Raw genomic sequence first — 21791 nt, forward strand, 5'->3', positions numbered from 1 at the left:
CGGAGGGGTGGGATGGGGGTGGGGAAGAGCGGGGTTCTCACACGGGAGCCGGGCGGCCCCGCCGCCGGTCGCGCGCCGTCCGGGCGACGGCGATGAGCCGGGGCGTCAGCACCGAGACGATCAGCAGGACGCCGGTGACGATCGACTGGACCTCGGTGGAGACGTCGTCGAGCATGAGCAGGTTGCGCAGCAGCCCGATGAGCAGGACGGCCGCGACGACGCCGCCGAGCGTGCCCTTGCCGCCGTCGAAGTCGACGCCGCCGAGCAGCACCGCCGCGATGACCGTCAGCTCCAGGCCGAGCCCGTTGTCGGCGCGGGCGCTGCCGTAGCGCAGCGTGTAGACGATCCCGGCGAACCCGGCGACGAGCCCCGACACCGCGAACAGCACGAGCTTGATCCGCTTGACGCGGACGCCCGCGAAGTACGCGGCCTCCTCCTGCGCGCCGATCGCGAACAGGGACCGTCCGACGCCGGTGGCGTGCAGGACGACCGCCGTGACGACGGCCAGCACCGCGAACAGCGCGATCGGGTACGGGATGAACGTGCCGGGGATCGACGAGGTCGCCAGGTCGGTGTACCGCTCGGGGAACTCCGCGACGGCCTCGGTGCCGAGGACGACGTAGGCGAGCCCCCGGTACAGCGTCATCGTGCCGATCGTGACGGCCAGCGACGGCAGCCCCAGCTTCGTCACCAGCAGCCCGTTGACCAGGCCGCAGACGAGCCCGACGACCAGCACGACCGGGACGATCGACTCGATCGCCCAGCCGTTGTTCCAGAACTCGCCGGTCAGCGCGCTGCACAGGCCGAGGATCGAGGCGACCGACAGGTCCACCTGCCCGCACACGACCAGCAGCGTCATCGGCAGGGCGATCAGCGCGGTCTCGCTGAGGTCGCCGAGCGCGAACGACAGGTTGCCGCTGTCGGCGAAGTCGGGCGACAGGCCCGCGCCGCCCGCGAACACGATCACCAGCAGGGCGGTGACGGCGGTCTCCCAGCGGAGCAGCGCACCCGCGCCCCGGATGTCAACGCGCGCCATCGCGGACCCCTTCCTTTCCGGGCGCGGGCGGGGCGGGCGGCGCGGCGTCCGCGCTCGACCGGTTCCGCATCCGCAGCGCCCGGGTGACGCGGACGGCCAGCAGCCGGTCCACGCTGATCGCCAGCAGCAGGAGCAGGCCGGTGATGGCGTCCTGCCAGAACGAGTTGACCTTGAGGACGACCAGCACGCTGCCGATCGTGGTGAGCAGCAGCGCGCCGAGCGCCGCGCCCCAGACCGTCCCGACGCCGCCGGTGATGGCGACGCCGCCGACGACGACGGCGCTGACGACCTTCAGCTCCCAGCCGTGCGCGGCGTCGGCGACGACCGTCCCGAACCGGGCGAGCCACAGCACCCCGGCGAGCCCGGCGAGCGCGCCGCTGACGAGGTAGGCGGTGAGCACCCGGCGGGCGATCCGCACGCCCGCGAGCCGCGCCGCCTCCGGGTTGGACCCGACCGCGTAGAACTCGCGGCCCGACGAGTAGGACCGCAGGTAGTACCCGATGAGCAGCATCACCACGACGGTGATGATCGGCAGGTACGGGACGCCGAGCACGCTGTCGTTGCCGAGCGCGAGCATCGAGGACGGCAGGTCCGACGCGCTGATCTGGCGGCCGTGGGCGATCGAGTGGTCGAGGCCCTGGATGACGTAGAGCGTCCCGAGCGTGACGACGAGCGCGGGCACTCTGCACAGGCTGACCAGCAGCCCGTTGACGAGTCCGCACGCCGCGCCGATGAGCATCCCGAGCAGCACGACCAGGACGACGTTGTGGTCCCCGCCGGACGCGAAGTCGCCGGTCACGAACGCGACGAGCCCGACGACGGAGCCCACCGACAGGTCGATGTTGCGCGTGACGACGACCATCGCCTGCCCGACGGCGAGCAGCGCGAGGACGGAGGCGTTGAGGAAGATGTCCTTGACGCCCTGCTCGGACAGGAAGCGCGGGTTGGCGATCGTCGTCGCGAGGACGAGCACGACGAGCGCGCCGAAGATGCTCAGCTCGCGGGCGCGCAGGACGAGGTCCACCAGGCGGCGGCCGGAGTCCCCGCCGCGGGCGGGGCCGGACTTCTTGACGGCGACTGCGGTCACGGGGCTCACGCCGCCCTCTCCGCCGGACGGCCCGTCGCGGCGGCCATCACGGTCTCCTCGGTGGCGTCGGCGCGCGCGATGTCGGCGGTCAGCCGGCCCTCGTGCATCACCAGGACGCGGTCGGCCATGCCGAGCACCTCCGGCAGGTCGGAGGAGATCATCAGGACGGCGAGGTCCCGCGCGGCCAGCTCCGACAGGAGCCGGTGGACCTCGGCCTTGGTGCCGACGTCGATGCCGCGCGTGGGCTCGTCCACGATGAGGACGGCCGGCTCGGTGGCGAGCCACTTGGCCAGCACGACCTTCTGCTGGTTGCCGCCGGACAGGACGCCGACCGCGTCGCTGAGGCGGGCGTACTTGAGCTGGAGCCGGACGGCCCAGTCGGCGGCGCGGTCGCGTTCGACGCGCCGCGACAGCAGCGGCCCGCGCCTGGACGCGCGCCGCAGCGACCTGAGCTGGGTCAGCCCCATGTTGCGTTCGATGGACATGTCCATGACGAGCCCCTGCTGGCGGCGGTCCTCGGGGACGAGCGCGATCCCGGCCGCCATCGCGGCGGTCGGGCTGCCGGGCGGGAGCGTCCGCCCGTCGACCTCGACGGTCCCGGCGTCCCAGCGGTCCACGCCGAACACCGCGCGGGCGACCTCGCTGCGGCCCGCGCCGACCAGCCCGGCCAGCGCGACGATCTCGCCGCGCCGCACCTCGAACGACACGTCGGTGAACGCGCCCTCGCGGGTGAGGCGGGAGACCTTCAGCGCGACCTCGCCGGGCGTGACGTCCTGCTTGGGATAGAGCGCGTCCAGGTCGCGGCCGACCATGCGGCGGACGAGGTCGTCGTCGGTGAGCCCGGCGACGTCCTCGGTGGCGACGAGCGCGCCGTCCCGCAGGGTCGTGACCCGCCGGCACAGCGCGAAGATCTCCTCCAGCCGGTGCGAGATGAACAGCACCGCGCGGCCCTGCTCGCACAGGGTGCGGGTCACGGTGAAGAGGCGGGCGACCTCCTGCCCGGTGAGGGCGGCGGTCGGCTCGTCCATGATCAGCACGCGCGCGTCGCGGGAGATGGCCTTGGCGATCTCGACGACCTGCTGGTCGGCGATCGACAGGCCGCGCGCGGGGCGGCGCGGGTCCAGGTCGACGCCGAGCCGGGTGAACAGTTCGGCCGTCGCGGCGTGCATCGCGCGCCGGTCGATGCGGCCGAGGCCGGTGCGCGGCTGGCGGCCCATGAAGATGTTCTCCGCGACCGACAGGTCGGGGAACAGGGTCGGCTCCTGGTAGATGACGGCGACGCCCGCGCGCTGCGCGTCGGCGGGGCCCGCGAAGACGACGGGCTCGCCGTCCACCCGGACCTCGCCGGAGTCGGGCCGGTGGACGCCTGCGAACGTTTTTACGATCGTGGACTTCCCGGCCCCGTTCTCGCCCGCCAGGGCGTGCGCCTCGCCGGGGTGCAGCTCCAGGGTCACGTCCTGGAGCGCCCGCACGGCGCCGAACGCCTTGCTCACGTTGACCAGTGCCAATGTCGGGGGTGCCGACTTCGGCGGCGCGCTCATGGCCACCCTCCTCGCCGGGGTTGTCGGTGTCGGGCAGGTAAAAAACGTTTTAAGTCGATGTTGCGCTGGACGCTAGATGTGACCCGGCCCACTCGTCAACCCCCCATCCGTCGCCGAGTCACCCCAGAACCGCCGATAACTCCCATGCCAGTGGGGTTGCGGGATTTTTCCGGACCGGCCGCCCCGCTCGCGACGGCCGCCCGCGGACGCCGACAGAACCCGTCGAATCCACCCGAACGGGGTTGACACGTTTTAATCGCTCGGTCAGAGTGAGCGCCGCAACACCAGACCGGCACCATCGCGCCGCAAAGCCGCCGCCGAGCGCGCCGGCCCGCCGCGGCCCCGCCCCGACGCGCGGCGGCCGGCACTCGACGAACGACCCCGGGGGGACGACCGTGCGCACCGACGAGACCGGCGGCGATCCGGCGGCACGGCCCCGTGCCGGGACCGGCGCGCGGACGGTCGGCATCAAGCAGGTCGCCGAACGCGCCGGGGTCTCCCCCGGCACGGTCTCCAACGTGCTGAACCGCCCCGAACGGGTCGCCGCCGCCACCCGCGAGCGCGTCGAGCGCGCCATCCGCGACCTCGGCTTCGTCCGCAACGGCTCGGCCTCGACGCTGCGCGCCGGGCACAGCAGCACCCTCGGCCTGCTCGTCCTGGACCTGGCGAACCCGTTCTTCACCGACGTCGCGCGCGGCGTGGAGGAGACGGCGGGCGAGCGCGGCTACGCGGTGATCCTCGCGACGTCCGCCGACTCCGCCGAGCGGCAGGCCCGCAACATCCGCGTCCTGGCCGAGCAGCGGGTGCGCGGCGTGCTGCTGACGCCCGTCGGGGACGAGGCCGAGCGCGCCGACATGCTGCGCGAGCGCGGCGTCCCCGTCGTCCTGCTCGACCACCCGACGCCGCGCGCCAGCCAGTGCTCGGTGTCGGTGGACGACGTCGCGGGCGGCGAGCTGGCGGTGCGGCGGCTCCTCGACGGCGGCGCCCGCGACGTCGCGTACGTGACCGGCCCGGCGAGCCTGCGGCAGTGCGCGGACCGGCGGCGCGGCGCGCTGCGGGCGCTGCGCGCGGCCGGCCTCGGCAGGGACGCGCTGCGCGAGCTGACGATGCCCGCGATGAACCCGCGCGCCGGGCACGAGGCCGGGCAGCGGCTCCTGGCGGACGACCGCCCGCTGCCGGACGCGGTGTTCTGCGCCAACGACCTGCTCGCGCTCGGCGTGATGCGCGCCCTGCTCGCGGCCGGGGTGAAGATCCCGCAGGACGTCGCGCTGATCGGGTACGACGACATCGAGTTCTCGGCGGCGGCGGCCGTGCCGCTGTGCTCGGTGCGCCAGCCGACGTACCAGCTCGGCCGGATCGCGACCGAGCTGCTGCTGGAGGAGTGCGACGACCCGTCCGGCCACGCGCACCAGCAGGTGATGTTCCAGCCGGAGCTGGTCGTCCGGGAGTCGAGCGGGGGGAGCGCATGAGGATCGCGCTGTTCGTCACGTGCGTGAACGACACGCTGTTCCCGGACACCGGGCGCGCGGTCGTGCGGCTGCTGCGCCGCCTCGGGCACGACGTGGAGTTCCCCGAGGCGCAGACGTGTTGCGGGCAGATGCACTTCAACACCGGGTACCGCGACCAGGCGCTGCCGATCGCGGAGGGATTCGCGCGCGCGTTCGCGGGTTACGACGCGGTCGTCGCGCCGTCGGCGTCGTGCGCGGCGATGGTGCGGGACTGGCATCCGAAGCTGGCGGCCGAGCGGGGCGGGCCGCGCCCGGCCGCCGCCGTCGCGGACGTCGCGCCGCGCGTGTTCGAGCTGTCGGAGCTGCTGGTGGACGTCCTCGGCGTCACCGACGTCGGCGCGTACTATCCGCACCGCGTCACCTACCACCCGACGTGCCACTCGCTGCGGATGCTGCGCGTCGGTGACCGGCCGCTGCGGCTGCTGCGGGCGGTGCGCGGCCTGGATCTGGTGGAGCTGCCGGACGCGGCCGAGTGCTGCGGGTTCGGCGGCACGTTCGCGCTGAAGAACGCGGACGTGTCGGCGGCGATGGCCGCCGACAAGGTCGCCAACGTGCGCGGCACCGGCGCGGGGACGCTGTGCGCGGCCGACAACTCGTGCCTGATGCACCTCGGCGGGACGCTCACCCGCACCGGCTCGGACGTGCGGACCGTCCACCTCGCCGAGATCCTCGCCTCGACGGAGGAGGACCCCGCATGACCGTGCCGCCGCCCGCGCCGAGCGCGATGCCGACCTACCTCGGGATGCCGAGGTTCCCCGACGCCGCCGCCCGCGCCGTCGCGGACGAGGGGCTGCGCCGCAACCTCGCGCACGCGACCACGACGATCCGGGGGCGGCGCGCGGGGGCCGTCGCCGAACTGGACGACTGGTCGGCGCTGCGCGAGTCCGGGAAGCAGATCAAGGACCACGTCCTGGCCAACCTCGGGCACTACCTGCGGCTGCTGGAGGAACGCGTCACGGCGGCGGGCGGGACCGTCCACTGGGCGCGCGACGCCGCCGAGGCCAACCGGATCGTCACCGACCTCGTCCGCGCGACCGGCGAGACCGAGGTCGTGAAGGTCAAGTCGATGGCCACGCAGGAGATCGGCCTGAACGAGGCGCTGGCCGAGGCGGACATCACCGCGCACGAGACCGACCTGGCCGAGCTGATCGTGCAGCTCGGCGACGACCGGCCGTCGCACATCCTCGTCCCGGCGATCCACCGCAACCGCGCCGACATCCGCGAGCTGTTCGCGCGGACGATGCCGGACGCGCCGCCCGGCCTGACCGACGACCCCGCCGACCTCGCGGAGGCGGCCCGCCGCCACCTGCGCGCGCGGTTCCTGGCGGCGAAGGTCGCGGTGTCGGGGGCGAACTTCGCCGTCGCGGACACCGGGACGCTCGTCGTGCTGGAGTCCGAGGGCAACGGCCGGATGTGCCTCACCCTCCCCGAGACGCTGATCTCGGTGATGGGGATCGAGAAGGTCGTCCCGTCCTGGCGGGACCTCGAAGTGTTCCTGCAACTGCTCCCCCGGTCCTCGACGGCGGAGCGCATGAACCCCTACACGTCGTCGTGGACGGGGGTGACGCCGGGCGACGGCCCGTCGGCGTTCCACCTCGTCCTGCTCGACAACGGGCGCACCGCCACGCTCGCCGACGACGTCGGCAAGCAGGCGCTGCGCTGCATCCGCTGCTCCGCGTGCCTGAACGTGTGCCCCGTCTACCAGCGGGCGGGCGGGCACGCCTACGGATCGCCCTATCCGGGGCCGATCGGCGCGATCCTCTCCCCGCAGATCCGGGGCGTCGGGTCGCCGGTGGACGCCTCGCTCCCGTTCGCGTCGTCGCTGTGCGGCGCGTGCTACGACGTCTGCCCGGTGGCCATCGACATCCCGGAGGTCCTGGTCCACCTGCGGGCCAGGGCCGTCGAGGAGGGGCCGCGCCACCCGCTGGAGCGGGCCGCGATGGCGGCGGCCGGCTGGACGCTCCGCTCCCCCGCCCGGCTGGCGCTGGCGCAGCGCGCCGCGTCCGCCGGGCGGGGCGCCGCGCGCCGGTTCCGGCGGCTGCCGGGGCCGTTGCACGCCTGGACCGACACCCGTGACCTGCCCGTCCCGCCCCGCGAGTCGTTCCGCGCCTGGTGGCGCCGGACGGGGGGCGGCCGCACCGAGGAGGAAGCGTGACCGCGCGCGACGCCGTGCTCGGCCGCATCGACGCGATCGTGCCGCCGCGCGCGGCCGCCGACATCGCCGCCGACTACGCCCGCATCGACCGCGAGTACCTGCGCCGCCATCATGACGACGGTGTCCTGGACCTGTTCGCCGAGCGCGTCGCGGACTACCGCGCCGACGTCCGCCGGGTAGGCCCGGACGAGCTCGCGGCTGCGGTCGCGGAGATCCTGGCCGCGCGGCCGGGCGTCCACGGCGTGCCGTCCGGGCTGCCCGCCGCGTGGACGGCGCTGGCGCCGGCGGAGTCGCTGGCCGCCGACCCGGCCGTCGCGGACCTCGACGGCCTCGCGGGCGCGGTCACCGGCTGCGCGGTCGGCATCGCCGAGACCGGCACGATCGTCCTGGACCACGGCCCCGACCAAGGACTCCGCGCGCTGTCGCTGGTGCCCGACCACCACCTGATCGTCGTCGCCGCCGACCGGGTCGCCGCCGACGTGCCCGAGGCGCTGGAGCGGCTGGACCCGGCGCGGCCGCTGACGTTCGTGTCGGGCCCGTCCGCGACGAGCGACATCGAGCTGTCCCGCGTCGAGGGCGTCCACGGCCCGCGCACGCTGAAGGTGCTGGTGGTCGCGTGAGCGGGACGCTGTTCGCCGCGGTGGACCTGGGCGCGTCCAGCGGGCGCGTCATGGCGGCCGAGGTCGGCCCGGACGCGCTGGCGCTGACGGAGGTCCGGCGGTTCCCCAACCGGCCGGTCCGTGTCGGGACGACCGCGGATGGAACGCTCCACTGGGACGTCCTCGGCCTCTACGGCAACATCCTCGACGGCCTGCGCGACGCCCCCGCCGGGATCGCCTCCATCGGGATCGACTCCTGGGCCGTGGACTACGGGCTGCTCGACGGGCGCGGCGCGCTGCTCGGCAACCCCGTCCACTACCGCGACGCCCGCACCGACGGGATCATGGACGCCGTCCGCGCCGACCTCGGCGACGACCTGCTGTACGGCGTCTCCGGGCTGCAGTTCCTGCCGTTCAACACGATCTACCAGCTCGTCGCGGACCGCGCCGCGCTCGACCGCGCGGAGACGCTGCTGCTCATCCCCGACCTCGTCGCGTACTGGCTGACGGGCGCGGTCGGCGCGGAGCGCACCAACGCCTCGACCACGGGCCTGCTCGACGTCCGCACCGGCGCGTGGTCGGCGGACCTGCTCGACCGGCTCGGCCTGCCGCCGGCACCGCTGCCGCCGCTGCGCGAACCCGGCGCGCGACTGGGGACGCTGCGGCCCGGCGTCGCCGCCGAGACGGGACTGCCCGAGCGCGTCCCGGTGACGGCCGTCGCGTCGCACGACACCGCGTCCGCCGTCGCGGCCGTCCCGGCGTCCGGCGACGACTTCGCCTACATCTCCTGCGGCACCTGGTCGCTGGTCGGCGTGGAACTGCCCGGGCCGGTGCTGACCGACGCGAGCCGCGCCGCGAACTTCACCAACGAGGGCGGCGTGGACGGGACCGTCCGCTACCTGCGCAACGTCATGGGCCTGTGGGTGCTCCAGGAATGCCTGCGCGCGTGGGGCTCCCCTGATCTGCCCGCGCTGCTCGCCGCCGCCGAGGAAGCGCCGGGCCTGCGGTCGCTGGTCGACGTGGACGACCCCGAGTTCCTGCCGCCGGGCGACATGCCCGCCCGGATCGCCGCGCACTGCCGCCGCCGGGGCGAGCCCGAGCCGCGCGACCGCGCCGAGACCGTCCGCTGCGTGCTGGACAGCCTCGCGCTCGCGCACGCCGCCGCGCTGCGGACCGCCGCCGGGCTGTCGGGGCGGACGGTGCGGACCGTCCACCTGGTCGGCGGCGGCAGCCGCAACGCGCTGCTGTGCGGCCTGACCGCCGACGCGTGCGGGCTGCCGGTCGCCGCCGGACCCGTCGAAACGACGGCGCTCGGGAACGCGCTCGTCCAGGCGCGGGCGCACGGCGTCCTGCCCGGCCTGGCCGAGGCGCGGGACCTCGTCGCGCGGACGCAGCCGCCGCGCCGCCACGAGCCGCGCGGCGACGGCGGCGCGTGGGAGCGCGCGGCGGCGCGGGCGGGGCTGCCCGCCCCGCGCTGACCGCGTCCGCACCCGGACGGGGTACCTGGACGATACGGACATGCCCCCTGTCCCGTCAGCCCGCGGATCGGTAAGGTGATCGGCGGTCCGGGCACTGTCCGGACGCAACCGCAGCACGGCAGCGCCACGGCGTGTCGGTCGCCTGTCACCGTGGGAGAGTGGACGTGAAGGGCCTGACGGACCCCTCTCCGGGGGAGCTGCCCGGTCACCTCCCGCTGGTCGGCCGCGAGGACGCGCTGCGCGACCTGCGCGCCGCGCTGGACGCCGCCGCGGGCGGCGCGTCCCGGTTCGTGGCGCTGGCCGGGGAGCCCGGCGCGGGCAAGACCCGGCTGCTCGGGGAGCTGGCGGAGCTGGGCGCGGCGCGCGGGATGCCGGTGCTGTCGGGCCGGTCCGCCGAGTTCGAGCAGGAGATGCCGTTCGGCGCGGTCGTGGACGCGCTCGACGACCACCTGGAGGAGCACGCCCCGTCGCTGTCGCCCGCCGCGACCGGCCTGCTCGCCGGGGTGTTCCCGGCGCTGGCCGCCGGACCGGGCGGCGCGCCCGGCGAACCGGCCGCGCCCGCGACGCCCGTCGGCCGCTACCACCTGCACCGCGCGGTGCGGCACCTGCTGGAGCAGCTCGCGGCCGGGCCGGGGCTGGTGCTGATCCTGGACGACGTCCACTGGGCGGACGACGCGACCGTCGAACTGCTCGACCACCTCGTCCGGCACCCGCCGCGCGCCCGCGTGCTCGTCGCGCTGGCGTACCGGCCCGCGCAGGCGTCGCCGCGCCTGGCGGGGCTGGTGCAGGCGACGGTCGGCGGCCCGGTCGGGCACCCGATCTCGGTGGGGCCGCTGTCGCAGGACGAGGTCGTGCGGCTGCTGGGCGCGTGGGTGCCCGAGCCGCGCTGCGCCGAGCTGTACCGGCTGAGCGGCGGGAACCCCTTCTACCTGGAGGCGCTGGCGCGCAGCCGCGAGCCGCTGGCGGTCGAGTCGCGCGAGGGCGACCTGCCGCCCGCGGTGGACGCCGCGCTGCGGCTGGAGCTGAGCGGCCTGCCGCCGGACGCGCTGCTGGTCGCGCAGGGCGCGGCGGTGGCGGCCGACGAGTTCTCCGCGCAGCTCGCGGCGGCGGCCGCCGACGTCCCCGAGGACGCGGCGCTGGCCGCGCTGGACGAGCTGGCCGCCCGCGACCTGGTCCGCGCCGGGGCGGGCGGGTTCCGGTTCCGCCACCCGCTGGTGCGGCACGCGGTGTACGCGTCGGCGGCGGCGGGCTGGCGGCTGGGCGCGCACCGCCGGATCGCGGCGCATCTGGCGGCGGTGGGCGCGCCCGCCGCGCAGCGCGCGCGGCACGTGGAGCGCGCGGGCCGGATCGGCGACGCGGACGCGGTCGCGACGCTGGTCGCGGCGTCCCGCGCGTTCACCGCGCAGGCCCCGGCGACGGCGGCGCGGTGGCTGACGGCGGCGCTGCGGCTGATGCCCGAGGACCCCGCCGCCGACGTGCCGGGCCTCCCGTCCCGCCTGGACCTGCTGCTGGAGCTGGCGACGGTCGAGTCGGTCGCCGGGCAGCTCACCGCGGGCCGCGAGACGGCGCGGACGCTGCTGCGGCTGCTGCCGCCCGACGCCCACGACCAGCGCGCCCGCGCGGCGCGGTTCTGCGCGCTGATGGAGCGGCTGCTCGGCCGCCCGCACGAGGCGCGGGCGCTGCTGCTGGACGAGCTGCGGCGGCTGCCCGACCCGCGCTCGCCCGTCGCGGTCCCGCTGCGGCTGCGGCTCGTCGCCGAGAGCCTGTTCCGCGGCGACTTCAAGGCGGGCCTGGCGGTCCTGGACGCGATGGCCGAGACGTCGGCGGACGGCTGGAGCCCCGGCACGAAGCTCGCGATCAGCGTCCTGCGGCCGATGGCGTCGCACATCGCGGGCCGCACCGCCGAGGCGGTCGCCGCCGTGGAGGAAGTGGACGCCCTCGTCGCCGAGGCCCCCGACGACCGGCTCGCCGAATGGCTCGACTCGATCGCCTGGCTGTGCTGGGCCGAGCAGATGATGGGCCGGTTCGAGACGGCCCGGCGGCACTTCGAGCGCGCGGTGGCGGTGGCGCGTTCCACGGGCCAGACCTACATCCTCAGCAGCCTGCTGTCGGGGCTCGCGCAGACCTACACCGTCCTCGGCCTGCTGCCGGACGCGATCGGCGCGGCCGAGGAGGCGGCCGAGAACGCGCGGCTGCTCGGCGCGGCGCAGCAGCTCACGATGGCGCTCGTCCAGCAGTCGCTGACGGCGGGCCTGTCGGGGTCGCCGCGCCACGCGCTGGAGCTGGCGGAGGAGGCCGAGGCGATCTCGGCGCGCAGCGGCGAGTGGCAGGGCGCGAGCGCCCGGCACGCGCGGGCGCGGGCCCTGCTGGAGCTCGGCCGCACCGACGAGGGCACGCGGGCGGCGCTGGAGGCGTGCGGCGGGTTCCGGCCGCCCGCCCTGCTGGACCCGAGCACGATGCTCGGCTGCTGCGAGATGCTCGCGGGCGTCGCCGCGCAGCGCGAGCGGGCCGACGAGGCCGCCGAGTGGGCCGAGCGCGCCGAGCAGTCGGCGCACCCCGATCTGCCGCACCACCAGGCGATGCTCGCGCTCGCGCGGGCGCACGGGCTGCTCGGCCGCGACCCGGCCGGGTCCGCCGACCGGGCGCGCCGCGCGGCGGAGCTGTTCGCGGCGTGCGGCGCGCGGCTGGACGCGGCCCGCGCCCGGCTCGCGGCGGGGACGGCGGCGGCGCGGGCGGGCGACGCGGCGGCGGCCCGCGCGGAGCTGCGGACGGCGGCGGCCGAGTTCGCGGCGTGCGCGGTCCCGGCGCTCGCGGAGCGGGCCGAGCGGGCGCTGCGCGGGCTGGACGGCCGCGAGTCCGGCGGGACGCGGCGCGGCGGGCGCGGCCCGCACGGGCTGTCGCCGCGCGAGTCGGAGGTCGCGGCGCTCGTCGCGGACGGGCACACCAACCAGCAGGTGGCCGAGAAGCTGTTCATCAGCGTGCGGACCGTCGAGACGCACCTGTCCAACATCTTCGGAAAGCTCGGCGTCACGTCGCGCGTGACGCTGGTCCGCGCCCTCACCGAACGCCCCGAAACCGAATAAACCGCAACGAATCGGCCAGCGCGCGCGTCTCACGTGCGGAGCCGGCTACGCGGAACCACGCAACGCGCCCGCACCCGCGCACGGGGCGGACTACGTAGGCCGCCCGTAGCGGCCCGCACGGACAAGTCAGGGTTTCCCACGATGGTGCGCCGATCCGCCCGGACGGCATCGTTGGTCCCGCAATCGCGGAGGTGAGAGATGAGACGTCGGATCGCGCGCTACACCCACGAAGGGGTGCGGGACGCGGAGATCTCCGTCCACCCGTTCTCGACCGAGGACGGGCTCGGCCTGACGCTCACCCGCTTCCGCCGGGGCGACTGCGACGACGTCGTGCTCCTGCTGCACGGGCTGCCCGCCTCCAGCGACATGTTCATCATGCCCGAGCACGAGAACCTGGTGAACTTCCTGCTCGACAACGGCCACACCGACGTGTGGGCGCTGGACTTCCGGATGAGCAACCGGCTCCCGTACAACGGCGAGGCCAACTCCTACAGCCTCGACGACATCGCGCTGTACGACCACCCGGCCGCGCTCGCCGAGCTGCGCCGCCACATCGGGGACCGGCGGCTCCACGTGATCGGCCAGTGCCTCGGCTCGGTGTCGTTCTTCATGAGCATGGCCGCGGGCCTGGTGGACGGGATCACGAGCGTCACGTCCAACAGCGTGTCGCTGGCGACGCGCGTCCCGGCCTGGTCGAAGCTCAAGCTGCGGTTCGGCCCGCCGGTGATCGAGTACGGGTTCGGCACCTCGGTGCTGAACGCCTACGGCGACGCCGCGAAGTTCCTGACCCGCGACTGGGCGATCTCGCGGCTGGTGTCGTTGGCGCACCACGAGTGCGACAGCCGCGACTGCCACATGGTCAGCTTCATGTGGGGCACCGGGCGGCCCGCGATGTTCTACGACCACGACAGCCTCGCCCCCGAGACGCACGAGCGCTGGGCCGACCTGTTCCCGGTGACGAGCCTCGGCTACTACCGGCACATCCGCAGGATGGTCGCGGCGGGCCACGCCGTGAAGAACCGGCCGAGCGACCCGGCGTACGCCAAGCTGCCGCAGGACTACCTGGAAGCGGCGGGCGACCGGCTGCCCCCGTGCCTGTTCCTCACCGGCGACCACAACCGGGTGTTCACCGACTCCAACATCGTCACGCACCGCGTGCTGGACGCGCGCTCGCCGGGGCGGCACACGCTGCGCGTCCTCCCGAACTACTCGCACGTCGACCCGATCGTCGGCCGCCGCGCCGACCGCGACGTGTTCCCGTTCGTCCTGGAGCACCTGCGCGCGCACGGCCGGGAACGGCAGGCCGTCTGATGGAACCGGTCATGGAGCACGTGGACGCCGTGGTGATCGGCTCCGGGTTCGGCGGCTCGGTCGCCGCGTACCGGCTCGCCGAGGCCGGCCGGTCGGTGGTGCTGCTGGAGCGCGGCCGCCCCTACCCGCCCGGCAGCTTCCCCCGCTCCCCCGCCCAGATGGGCCGGGCGTTCTGGGACCCCGACGAGCGCCTGTACGGCATGTACGACGTGTGGCGGTTCAAGGGCTGCGACTCGGTCGTGTCCAGCGGCCTCGGCGGCGGCTCCCTGATCTACGCCAACGTCCTGCTGCGCAAGGACGAGCGGTGGTTCGTCCACGAGCAGCCGCTGCCCGGCGGCGGATACGAGTCGTGGCCGGTGACGCGCGCCGACCTCGACCCGCACTACGACGCCGTCGAGCGGATGATCGCCCCCACGCCCTACCCGTTCGACCGGCCCGGCTACGCCGACACCCCGAAGACGCACGCCATGCAGGACGCGGCGGCCGAACTCGGGCTGGACTTCGCGCTGCCGCCGCTGGCGGTGCGCTTCGCGGACCGGCCGGGCGGCGCGCCGGGGCGCGGCCTGCCGCTGGCCGACGAGCCGTACGCGAACCTGCACGGCGTCCCGCGCCGGAGCTGCACGCTGTGCGGCGAGTGCGACATCGGCTGCAACGAGGGCGCCAAGAACAGCCTCGACCACACCTACCTGTCGGCGGCCCGCCACCACGGCGCGGACCTGCGGACGCTGCACGAGGTCAAGGGCGTGCGCCCGCGGCCGGGCGGCGGCTACGCGGTGGACTACGTCCGCCACGACCCGGCGGACCCGGCGGCGCGGCCGGTGCCCGGCGCGATCTCCTGCGACCGGCTCGTCCTGGCCGCCGGGACGTACGGCACGACGTTCCTGCTGCTGCGCTCGCGGGCGGCGCTGCCCGGCCTCGGCGCGGCGCTCGGCACCCGGTTCAGCGGCAACGGCGACCTGCTGACGTTCCTGCTGCGCGCCACCGACCGCGACCGCGTCCGCCCGCTGGACGCCAGCCACGGCCCGGTGATCACCAGCGCGATCCGGCTGCCCGACGAGCTGGACGAGTCCCCGAGCGGGCCGCCCGGCGCGCGCGGCGCCTACATCCAGGACGGCGGCTACCCCGGCTTCGTCGACTGGATGGTCCAGCCGTTCGACGTGCCGGGCGAGATCGAGCGCGCGGCCCGGTTCCTGTGGGACCGGTTCACCGACTTCTTCTCCAAGGCGCCCGACACGAACCTGTCCGCCGAGCTGGCGGAACTCGTCGGGAACGGCGCGCTGTCGGTCAGCTCGCTGCCGCTGCTCGGCATGGGCCGCGACACCGCGGACGGCGTGCTGCGCCTGTCGGGCGGGCGGCTCGTCGCGGACTGGACGGCCAAGTCCAGCGAGGCGCACTTCGAGCGGCTGCGCCGCACGATGCGCCGCATCTCCGACGTGCTCGGCGCGGACTACGCCGACAATCCGATGTGGTTCCGCAAGCGCGTCATCACCGCGCACCCGCTGGGCGGCGCGCCGATGGGCGCGCACCCGGGCGCGGGCGTGTGCGACGCGCACGGCGAGGTGTTCGGGCATCCGGGCCTCTACATCGCCGACGGGTCGGCGATGCCGGGCCCGGTCGGGCCGAACCCCTCGCTCACCATCGCCGCGTTCGCGGACCGGCTGAGCACGCGGCTGCTGGAGCAGGCGGCCGCGACCACCGGCCCGGTGACGGGCCGCCAGACCAGCGCCGACCGTGGGGACGGGACGACGCGGGGCGCCACGCCGCAGGCCGCGGGGGCCGGGCCGGTCGACACGACCGACCCGCACGGCGGGGCGCCGGGGAACGGGACGGACGCGGTGCCGGCCGGCGCCGCGTCCGGGGCGGCGGCGGGCGGCGGGGGCCGCACGTCGCTGTCGTTCACCGAGGACATGACCGGGCACATCGCGTTCGGGGAGCGCGATCCGGCGGCGGGCCGCAAGTCCGCCGACCGGGTGCCCGCCGCGTTCCGGCTGACGATCACGGCGGCCGACGTCGACCGGTTCGTCGCCGAACCCGGCCACACCGCGCGCGCGGAGGGCTGGGTGAAGATCGGCGAGGGCACCCGCCGCCCGGTGGGCGACGGCGTGTTCAACCTCTTCGTGCCGGGCGACGCGCCGGACCGCCGCGAGATGCGGTACCGGCTGCACTTCACCGGCGACGACGGGCGGCCGCTGACGCTGGTCGGGCGCAAGAACGTCCGCCCCGGGCCGCCGACGCGGATCTGGTCGGACACCTCGACGCTCTACACCCGCGTCCTGGCGGGCCACGTCGAGGACGACGACGCCGACGGCGTGCCCGACGGGACGGCCGCCGACGCGGTGCTCGCCGCCGGGGTCCTGACCATCCGACCGTCCGACTTCGCGCGCCAGCTCACCACGTTCCGGACGGTCGGTCCGGGCGGGGTGCGGGCGCTCGTCGGGTTCGGCCGCTTCTTCGCGGGCGAACTGTGGGAGGTGTACGGCCCCGACCTCGCCTGAACAGGGGCCCCATGAACGCGTGGAGCGAGAGAACTGCGGGGTGCTCTCGCTCCACGCTCCTTCCGGGGGCGGGAGCACGTCCGGGTGCTCCCGCCCCCGCACGCTTTCCCCGCCGCGTAGGCGGCCGGTCAGCGGCCGGTGAGCGCCGCGAGGCCGGGGACGCGCGCGGGCGGGACGGGCGGGCCCGGCGGCGCGTCGGCCCCGGGCCGCTCGAACGGCCCGGTCATCACGTGGCCGTGGAACACCGCGCCCTTGGCCGTCACGCGGATCTTGCGGAACGCCGCGGGCGGCAGCGCGCAGAACCCGGTGCGGATGACGTCGTCGAACAGCGAGTCCGACACCACGTACGCGACGTCGCGCGCGGCGTCGTCGTCGAGCGTGCGGCGCAGCCCCGCCGAGTCCAGCAGGCGCTGCACGACGATCGGCGCGTTCCCCGCCGGGCCGAACGGCCCCGCCGGCGTCATCGTGCCGTGGTGCAGGGCGAGCCGGACGCGCAGCCGGGGGGCGCCGCCGCGCTCGGCGTTCAGCGCGGCCACCGCGCCCGCGAACGCGATCACGAAATCGCCCGCGACGGACTCCGGCGAGACGCCCTCGGGCAGCGTCGCCAGCTCGCCGTCGCCGCCGGCCTGCTTCTCCCAGGACGCGCGGTCGAGGCCGGTCCCGGTCGCCGCGCTCTCCAGCGCCGCGCCGAGCTGGCGCTGCGCGTGGGTCTGCTCGCTGACGCTCCGCTTGCTGAACCCCTGGATGTCCACGGCCATCAGCAACCGGTAGAGCAGTGAATCGTCGTCGAGCGGTCGCATGTCCCTCACTCCCGTTCGCCTCTCCGTCTCGGGGCAAGGCGGGCCGTGTGCCCTCATTCGCCCCACCGCCGGAACGAGTGTTGCCCGTGACGGAACGCCGGTCCCGGGAGGCTCCCGTCTCCTCTCCGTCCTCCTCGTGCGCGGGGGTCGGACGCGGCGCGGCATCGTTCCGCCCCCTAGGTAAGCAGAATCTCGCGAACAAGTAAGCGGCTTTTCCGGCGCGTCACCGCGCCGTCACGGCGGGCCGCGCGTCCGTGACCGGGCGCGACACCGCCTAACCTGGGGGTGTGAGCGCGACCCGATCTTCCTCGCCCCGGCTGACGCTGCCCGCCCTGCGCGACGTCTACGCCGCCTACGCCCGCGAGGCCGAGCGCCTGCCCGCGCTGCCCGGCGTCCTCCAGGCGGAGGTCGCGGTGTCCGAGCGGCTCGGCGCGCTGGAGGCCGCCGCGCCGCACGCGGCGGGCCGCCGCGCGGCGCTGGGCGACCTGATCACCGTGCTGCGCGCGGCCGGGACGTCCGGGGCGCGGGTGTTCCTGCTCGCGCTCGCCGCGATCGGCCCCGTCGAGGGCCGCAGGGCCGCCGGGAAGGCGGCCGCGTCGCTGCCGGACGTCCCCGTCCCCGACTGGGCGGCGGACCTCGGCCGCGTCACGCCCGGCACGGTCTGGCTGATCCAGGAGGGGCCGCTGGACGGCGACCGCCTGGTCTGCGAGTTCCGGTACGCGGGCGGCGGCGCGCCGCACGCGCTGGCGGTCCGGCTCGGGTACGGCGACGCGCCCGCCGAGATCGTCGTCGTCGGGGACGTGCCCGCGCTGATGAACGCGGCGCGGCAGGCCGTGCAGGCGGAACTGTGCGTCGTCCAGCCGTATTCGGCGGCCGAGGTGGGCCGCCGCCTCCGCGCCGTCCTGGACGGGGACGGGCCGTTCCCCGCCGACTGCTATCCGGCGCTCGCCGTCGCGCGGCACCGCGCCGCCGCGCTGCCGGACGCCTGACCGGCGTCAGCTCCGCCGCTTCGCGCGGGCCGTCGGCGGCTCGCTCGCCGGGTCCTCCGGCCAGGGGTGGCGCGGGTACCGGCCGCGCAGGTCGGCGCGGACCGCCCGGTAGCCCTCCCGCCAGAACGCGCCGAGGTCGGCGGTGACGGCGGCGGGCCGCCCCGCCGGGGACAGCAGGGGGACCACCAGCGGCGTCCGGCCGCCCGCGAGCGCGGGCGCGGCGTCCCAGCCGAACAGCTCCTGGAGTTTGACGGCCAGGACGGGCCGGTCGCCGGAGTAGTCCACCCTGATCCGTGACCCGGACGGGACCTGGACGCGCTCGGGCGCCCACTCGTCCAGCCGCGCCGCGCACTCCCACGGCAGCAGGCCGCGCAGCGCCGCCGCGACGTCGACGCGGCGCAGGTCGGCGCGGCGGCGCGCGCCCGCCGCCGTCGCCCACGCGGCGGCGTGCCCGGCGAGCGCGGCGTCGCCGACGTCGGGCCACGGGTCGCCGCACGCGTCCCGCAGGAACGCCAGGCGCTCGCGGAGCGCGCGGGCGGCGGGCGTCCAGTCGAGCAGGGCCGCGCCCTCGGCGGCGAGGCCGTCCGCGAGCGCGGCGGCGACCCGGTCGGCGGGCGGGTCGGGCAGCGGGCGCGCGGCGCGCTCGATCGCGCCGAGGCGGTCGACGCGGCGCGCGACGACGTCGCCGTCCCGCCAGACGACCTCGTCCTCGGTCGCCAGCAGCGGCGCGGCGGCGCGCTCGGCGGTCGCCGCGTCGATCGCGACGGCCAGCCGGACGCGCGCCGAGGCCGCCCCGGCGGGCCGGTCCGCGACGGCGACGGCGAGCCAGTCCGGCCGGGCCGCCGCCAGCGCCGAGCCGGGGGCGAACGCCGCGCCGGTGCCGGACGCCATCAGGTACGCGCCGCCGTCGCGGCGGCGCGCGACGCGCTCGGGGAACGCCAGCGCGACGACGAGACCGGCGGCGGCGTCCGCCGAGAGCGCCGGGCCGCTCGACGCTGAGCCGGTCGACGCTGAGCCGGTCGACGCTGAGCCGGTCGACCCCGGGCCGGGCGGCGGGACGCGGGGCAGGGACCGCTCCAGCCGCCGCGCCTCGTCCCGCCAGCGCGCGGCGTGCGCGTCCTTCCCCGAGCCCGCGCGCAGCCGCCGCCAGACGGCGGTGAGGTCGTCGCCCGCGCCGGGCGGCGGCGGCTCGGCCAGCAGCGCGACGATCTCGGCGGCGGTGCGCGTCCCGACCAGCGGCGCGCCGTCCAGCGCGGCCCGCGCCAGCCGGGGGTGGACGCCGAGCCGCGCCAGCGCGCGGCCCCGGTCGGCGGCGCGCCCGTCCGGGCCGGTCGCGCCGAGGGCGGCGAGGGTGGCGCGGGCGGCGGCCAGCGCGGCGGGCGGCGGCGGGTCGGGCAGCGCGAGCCCGGCGGCGTCCGGGTCGCCCCAGCACGCGGCCTGGAGCGCGAACGCGGTGAGGTCGGCGACGGCGATCTCCGGGCTGGGCCGGGCGGGCAGCCGGGCGTGCTCGGCCTCGGTCCAGCACCGGTACACCGCGCCGGGCGCCTCGCGTCCGGCGCGGCCCGCGCGCTGTTCGGCCGCCGCCCGCGACGCGCGGACGGTCGTCAGCGCCCCGAGCCCGCGCGCGTGGTCGGTGCGGGGCTCGCGGGCGAGTCCGGCGTCCACCACGACGCGGACGCCGGGCACGGTCAGGCTCGACTCCGCGACCGAGGTGGCCAGCACGACGCGCCGCCGCTCCCCCGCCGCCAGCACGGCGTCCTGCACGGCGGCGGGCGCGCCGCCGTGGACGCCCAGGACGTCGGCGGGGACGCCGGAGAGCAGCCCGGCGACGCGCGCGATCTCGCCCGCGCCGGGCAGGAAGCACAGCACGTCGCCGTCGCGTTCGGCGAGCGCCCGGCGGACGGTCGCGGCGACGTGCGCGAGCAGCGCCGGATCGACGCGCGTCCCGTGCGGCGGCGCGACGGGCCGCTCCGGCGGCGCCCACACCACCTCCACCGGGTGCGCGGCGGCGGGCGTCGCCACGACCGGCGCGGGCGCGCCGCCGGACCCGAGCAGCCGCGCCCACGGGTCGGCGTCGGCGGTGGCGGACGCGGCGACGAGCCGCAGGTCCGGGCGCAGCGCGGCGCGCACGTCGAGCAGGAACGCCAGCGCGGCGTCGGCGTCCAGGTGCCGCTCGTGGCACTCGTCCAGGATGACCGTGCCGACGCCGGGCAGCTCGGGGTCGTCCTGGAGCGCGCGCAGCAGCACCCCGGTCGTGACGACCCGCACGTGCGTGCCGGGCCGGTGCTCGCCCCGGACGGTGACGCCGACCCGCCCGCCGGGCCGCTCGCCCAGCAGCCACGCCATCCGCCGGGCGGCGGCGCGGGCCGCGAGGCGGCGCGGTTCCAGGACGACCACCGCGCCGGGGGCGGGCGGCGGGCCGTCGCCGGTCAGCCCGGCGAGCGCGAGCGGCGCGTAGGTGGTCTTCCCGGTGCCGGGCGGCGCGACGAGGACCGCCGCGCCCGGCCCCGCCAGCGCGGCCCGCAGCTCGGGGACCACCGCGCGGACGGGTAGCTGGTCGGGCTGCACCTCCCCAGTCTGCCGTCCGCGCCGCCCGCCCGCCGCGGGCCGACTGTGACAAATACCACGCGCGAAAGGCGGCGAGAGGGTTGCGGTGATAATTGCACCGCGCCTTTCGATTTACCCCGTCGATCATCCGCCGCAGAACCTGCACATCCGGGCCGACCAGGCGAGAGAACTTCCACCTGGCCCATCCTCATGCGGATATGCCCGCGATGACCGGTTGCTTTTTCGTCTGAGTTGCCTCACCATCCGAGAGAGAGGCAATGTCGCGGGCATTGCCATAATCGTCGCCGTCGGTCAGGTGAGCGAGAGGTCGGACGATGTTCGGAAGCTCCATCTATCTCAGGGACAGGCCCGCCTTCACCGGAGGCACCCCGCAGGCCGTGTACGCGGAGCTCTGGCAGCGCGGCCGAAAGCGCCGCGTCCGCAGGCGCGTAATTCGCAGCGCGCTGACGCTCGTGTTGTGCTGGGTCCTCGTGAACCCCCTTTTCGGCGTCGTCGCGGCCGCCGCGTTCGCGATTTTCGACTTCACGACCCACTGGTACGGCTATCGCACCTCCAGCGTGTGGCGGCGCGGGCTGCGCGGCGACCAGAACATGACGCGGCTGCTGCGGTACACGCTGGAGCGGCGCGGCCACCGCGTCCTGCACGGCCGGGTGGTCCCCGGGCACGGCACCGCCGACCAGCTCCTCGTCGGGCCCGGCGGCGTGTGGCTCGTCCAGAACGACGCCTGGCACCCCGATACCGAGATCGCCTCGTTCGGCGGCAAGGTCTTCATCGACGGCCGCACTCCGTCGAAGCTGGTCGGCGGGCTGCACGGGGCCGCGTCCGAGACCGCCCGGCTGCTGTCGGAGCGCACCGGGACCGACATCGCCGTCACGCCGGTGCTGGCCGTCCACGGCGGCCGCGTCAAGGGCGCGCCGCTGGTCGCGGACGACATCGTGTTCGCGCCGCCGCTGAAACTGGTGCGGTGGATCGCCAAGCACCCCACCGCCGAGTTCTCGCCCGAGCGGATCGAGGAGATCGTCCGCGCGGGCGTCCACGTCCTGCCGATCGGAGGCCGCACGATGACCTCCACCTGAGCCGCCCGGCCGCCCGGACCGCGCGTCCGGGCCACGGTCTCCGGGAGTTCCCGGTCCGTCCCGAG

The 21791-nt window shown here is 76.2% G+C and carries 15 protein-coding genes; 10 read left to right on the plus strand and 5 right to left on the minus strand.

Annotated elements, in window-relative coordinates; all coding sequences use genetic code 11:
• Positions 1 to 37: 37 nt before the first annotated feature.
• Genes G339_RS35445 through G339_RS0127050 form a run of 3 tightly spaced genes read right to left on the minus strand, consistent with a single transcriptional unit; the run spans position 38 to position 3664 of the window.
• Positions 38 to 1036, minus strand: coding sequence for an ABC transporter permease (locus G339_RS35445; RefSeq protein ID WP_019634196.1), 999 nt, complete (start codon positions 1034 to 1036; stop codon positions 38 to 40).
• Entirely contained in the window at positions 1023 to 2132 is a 1110-nt protein-coding gene (locus G339_RS0127045; protein WP_019634197.1) for an ABC transporter permease, read from the minus strand. Before G339_RS0127045 ends, G339_RS35445 begins: the two co-directional genes overlap by 14 nt.
• Positions 2129 to 3664, minus strand: a complete 1536-nt coding sequence (locus G339_RS0127050; RefSeq protein ID WP_026341809.1) for a sugar ABC transporter ATP-binding protein — start codon at positions 3662 to 3664, stop codon at positions 2129 to 2131. Before G339_RS0127050 ends, G339_RS0127045 begins: the two co-directional genes overlap by 4 nt.
• Positions 3665 to 4059: 395 nt before the next feature.
• Here G339_RS0127050 and G339_RS0127055 point away from each other — a divergent pair, with 395 nt between their 5' ends.
• The 8 genes from G339_RS0127055 to G339_RS0127090 all read left to right on the plus strand — a co-directional run bounded on the left by G339_RS0127055 (position 4060) and on the right by G339_RS0127090 (position 16293).
• The gene (locus G339_RS0127055; RefSeq protein WP_019634199.1) at positions 4060 to 5133 is read left to right on the plus strand and encodes a substrate-binding domain-containing protein; all 1074 of its coding nucleotides are present in this window, start codon (positions 4060 to 4062) and stop codon (positions 5131 to 5133) included.
• Positions 5130 to 5870, plus strand: coding sequence for a (Fe-S)-binding protein (locus G339_RS0127060; protein ID WP_019634200.1), 741 nt, complete (start codon positions 5130 to 5132; stop codon positions 5868 to 5870). Before G339_RS0127055 ends, G339_RS0127060 begins: the two co-directional genes overlap by 4 nt.
• Positions 5867 to 7327, plus strand: a complete 1461-nt coding sequence (locus G339_RS0127065; RefSeq protein WP_019634201.1) for a lactate utilization protein B — start codon at positions 5867 to 5869, stop codon at positions 7325 to 7327. The genes G339_RS0127060 and G339_RS0127065 overlap by 4 nt, the downstream gene beginning before the upstream one ends.
• On the plus strand, positions 7324 to 7947 hold the full coding sequence (locus G339_RS0127070) for a LutC/YkgG family protein (RefSeq protein WP_019634202.1): 624 nt from the start codon (positions 7324 to 7326) through the stop codon (positions 7945 to 7947). Before G339_RS0127065 ends, G339_RS0127070 begins: the two co-directional genes overlap by 4 nt.
• On the plus strand, positions 7944 to 9404 hold the full coding sequence (locus G339_RS0127075) for a rhamnulokinase (protein WP_019634203.1): 1461 nt from the start codon (positions 7944 to 7946) through the stop codon (positions 9402 to 9404). Before G339_RS0127070 ends, G339_RS0127075 begins: the two co-directional genes overlap by 4 nt.
• Positions 9405 to 9568: 164 nt before the next feature.
• Positions 9569 to 12487: a helix-turn-helix transcriptional regulator gene (locus G339_RS0127080; protein ID WP_019634204.1), complete on the plus strand. Its 2919-nt coding sequence runs from the start codon at positions 9569 to 9571 to the stop codon at positions 12485 to 12487.
• A gap of 198 nt (positions 12488 to 12685) precedes the next feature.
• Positions 12686 to 13798 (plus strand): alpha/beta fold hydrolase, encoded by a 1113-nt coding sequence (locus G339_RS0127085; RefSeq protein WP_026341812.1) that lies wholly within the window; start codon positions 12686 to 12688, stop codon positions 13796 to 13798.
• Between the two features lie 11 nt (positions 13799 to 13809).
• On the plus strand, positions 13810 to 16293 hold the full coding sequence (locus G339_RS0127090; RefSeq protein ID WP_157408027.1) for a GMC oxidoreductase: 2484 nt from the start codon (positions 13810 to 13812) through the stop codon (positions 16291 to 16293).
• A gap of 128 nt (positions 16294 to 16421) precedes the next feature.
• Here G339_RS0127090 and G339_RS0127095 read toward each other — a convergent pair whose 3' ends face one another.
• Positions 16422 to 17093, minus strand: a complete 672-nt coding sequence (locus G339_RS0127095) for a hypothetical protein (protein WP_019634207.1) — start codon at positions 17091 to 17093, stop codon at positions 16422 to 16424.
• A gap of 287 nt (positions 17094 to 17380) precedes the next feature.
• On the opposite strand from G339_RS0127095, the gene G339_RS0127100 reads away from it, so the two are divergent.
• Positions 17381 to 18082 carry a hypothetical protein gene (locus G339_RS0127100; RefSeq protein ID WP_019634208.1) on the plus strand — a complete coding sequence of 234 codons (702 nt, stop codon included), beginning with the start codon at positions 17381 to 17383 and terminating at the stop codon, positions 18080 to 18082.
• Positions 18083 to 18088: 6 nt separating this feature from the next.
• On the opposite strand, the gene hrpB is transcribed toward G339_RS0127100, so the two are convergent.
• Positions 18089 to 20650: an ATP-dependent helicase HrpB gene (gene hrpB, locus G339_RS0127105; RefSeq protein WP_026341813.1), complete on the minus strand. Its 2562-nt coding sequence runs from the start codon at positions 20648 to 20650 to the stop codon at positions 18089 to 18091.
• Between the two features lie 470 nt (positions 20651 to 21120).
• Here hrpB and G339_RS0127110 point away from each other — a divergent pair, with 470 nt between their 5' ends.
• Positions 21121 to 21726 (plus strand): NERD domain-containing protein, encoded by a 606-nt coding sequence (locus tag G339_RS0127110; protein ID WP_240489912.1) that lies wholly within the window; start codon positions 21121 to 21123, stop codon positions 21724 to 21726.
• The last annotated feature ends 65 nt before the right edge of the window (positions 21727 to 21791 follow it).

Origin of the sequence: Actinomadura atramentaria DSM 43919 (assembly GCF_000381885.1) — a bacterium.
In the GTDB taxonomy this organism is placed as follows: Bacteria; Actinomycetota; Actinomycetes; order Streptosporangiales; family Streptosporangiaceae; genus Spirillospora; species Spirillospora atramentaria.

Bases quoted from the DNA above. Each gene is read 5' to 3' on its own strand.
- G339_RS35445 (WP_019634196.1), bottom strand. From the start codon at position 1,036: ATGGCGCGCGTTGACATCCGGGGCGCGGGTGCGCTGCTCCGCTGGGAG.
- G339_RS0127050 (WP_026341809.1), bottom strand. From the start codon at position 3,664: ATGAGCGCGCCGCCGAAGTCGGCACCCCCGACATTGGCACTGGTCAAC.
- G339_RS0127060 (WP_019634200.1), top strand. From the start codon at position 5,130: ATGAGGATCGCGCTGTTCGTCACGTGCGTGAACGACACGCTGTTCCCG.
- G339_RS0127065 (WP_019634201.1), top strand. From the start codon at position 5,867: ATGACCGTGCCGCCGCCCGCGCCGAGCGCGATGCCGACCTACCTCGGG.
- G339_RS0127085 (WP_026341812.1), top strand. From the start codon at position 12,686: ATGAGACGTCGGATCGCGCGCTACACCCACGAAGGGGTGCGGGACGCG.
- G339_RS0127090 (WP_157408027.1), top strand. From the start codon at position 13,810: ATGGAGCACGTGGACGCCGTGGTGATCGGCTCCGGGTTCGGCGGCTCG.
- G339_RS0127095 (WP_019634207.1), bottom strand. From the start codon at position 17,093: ATGCGACCGCTCGACGACGATTCACTGCTCTACCGGTTGCTGATGGCC.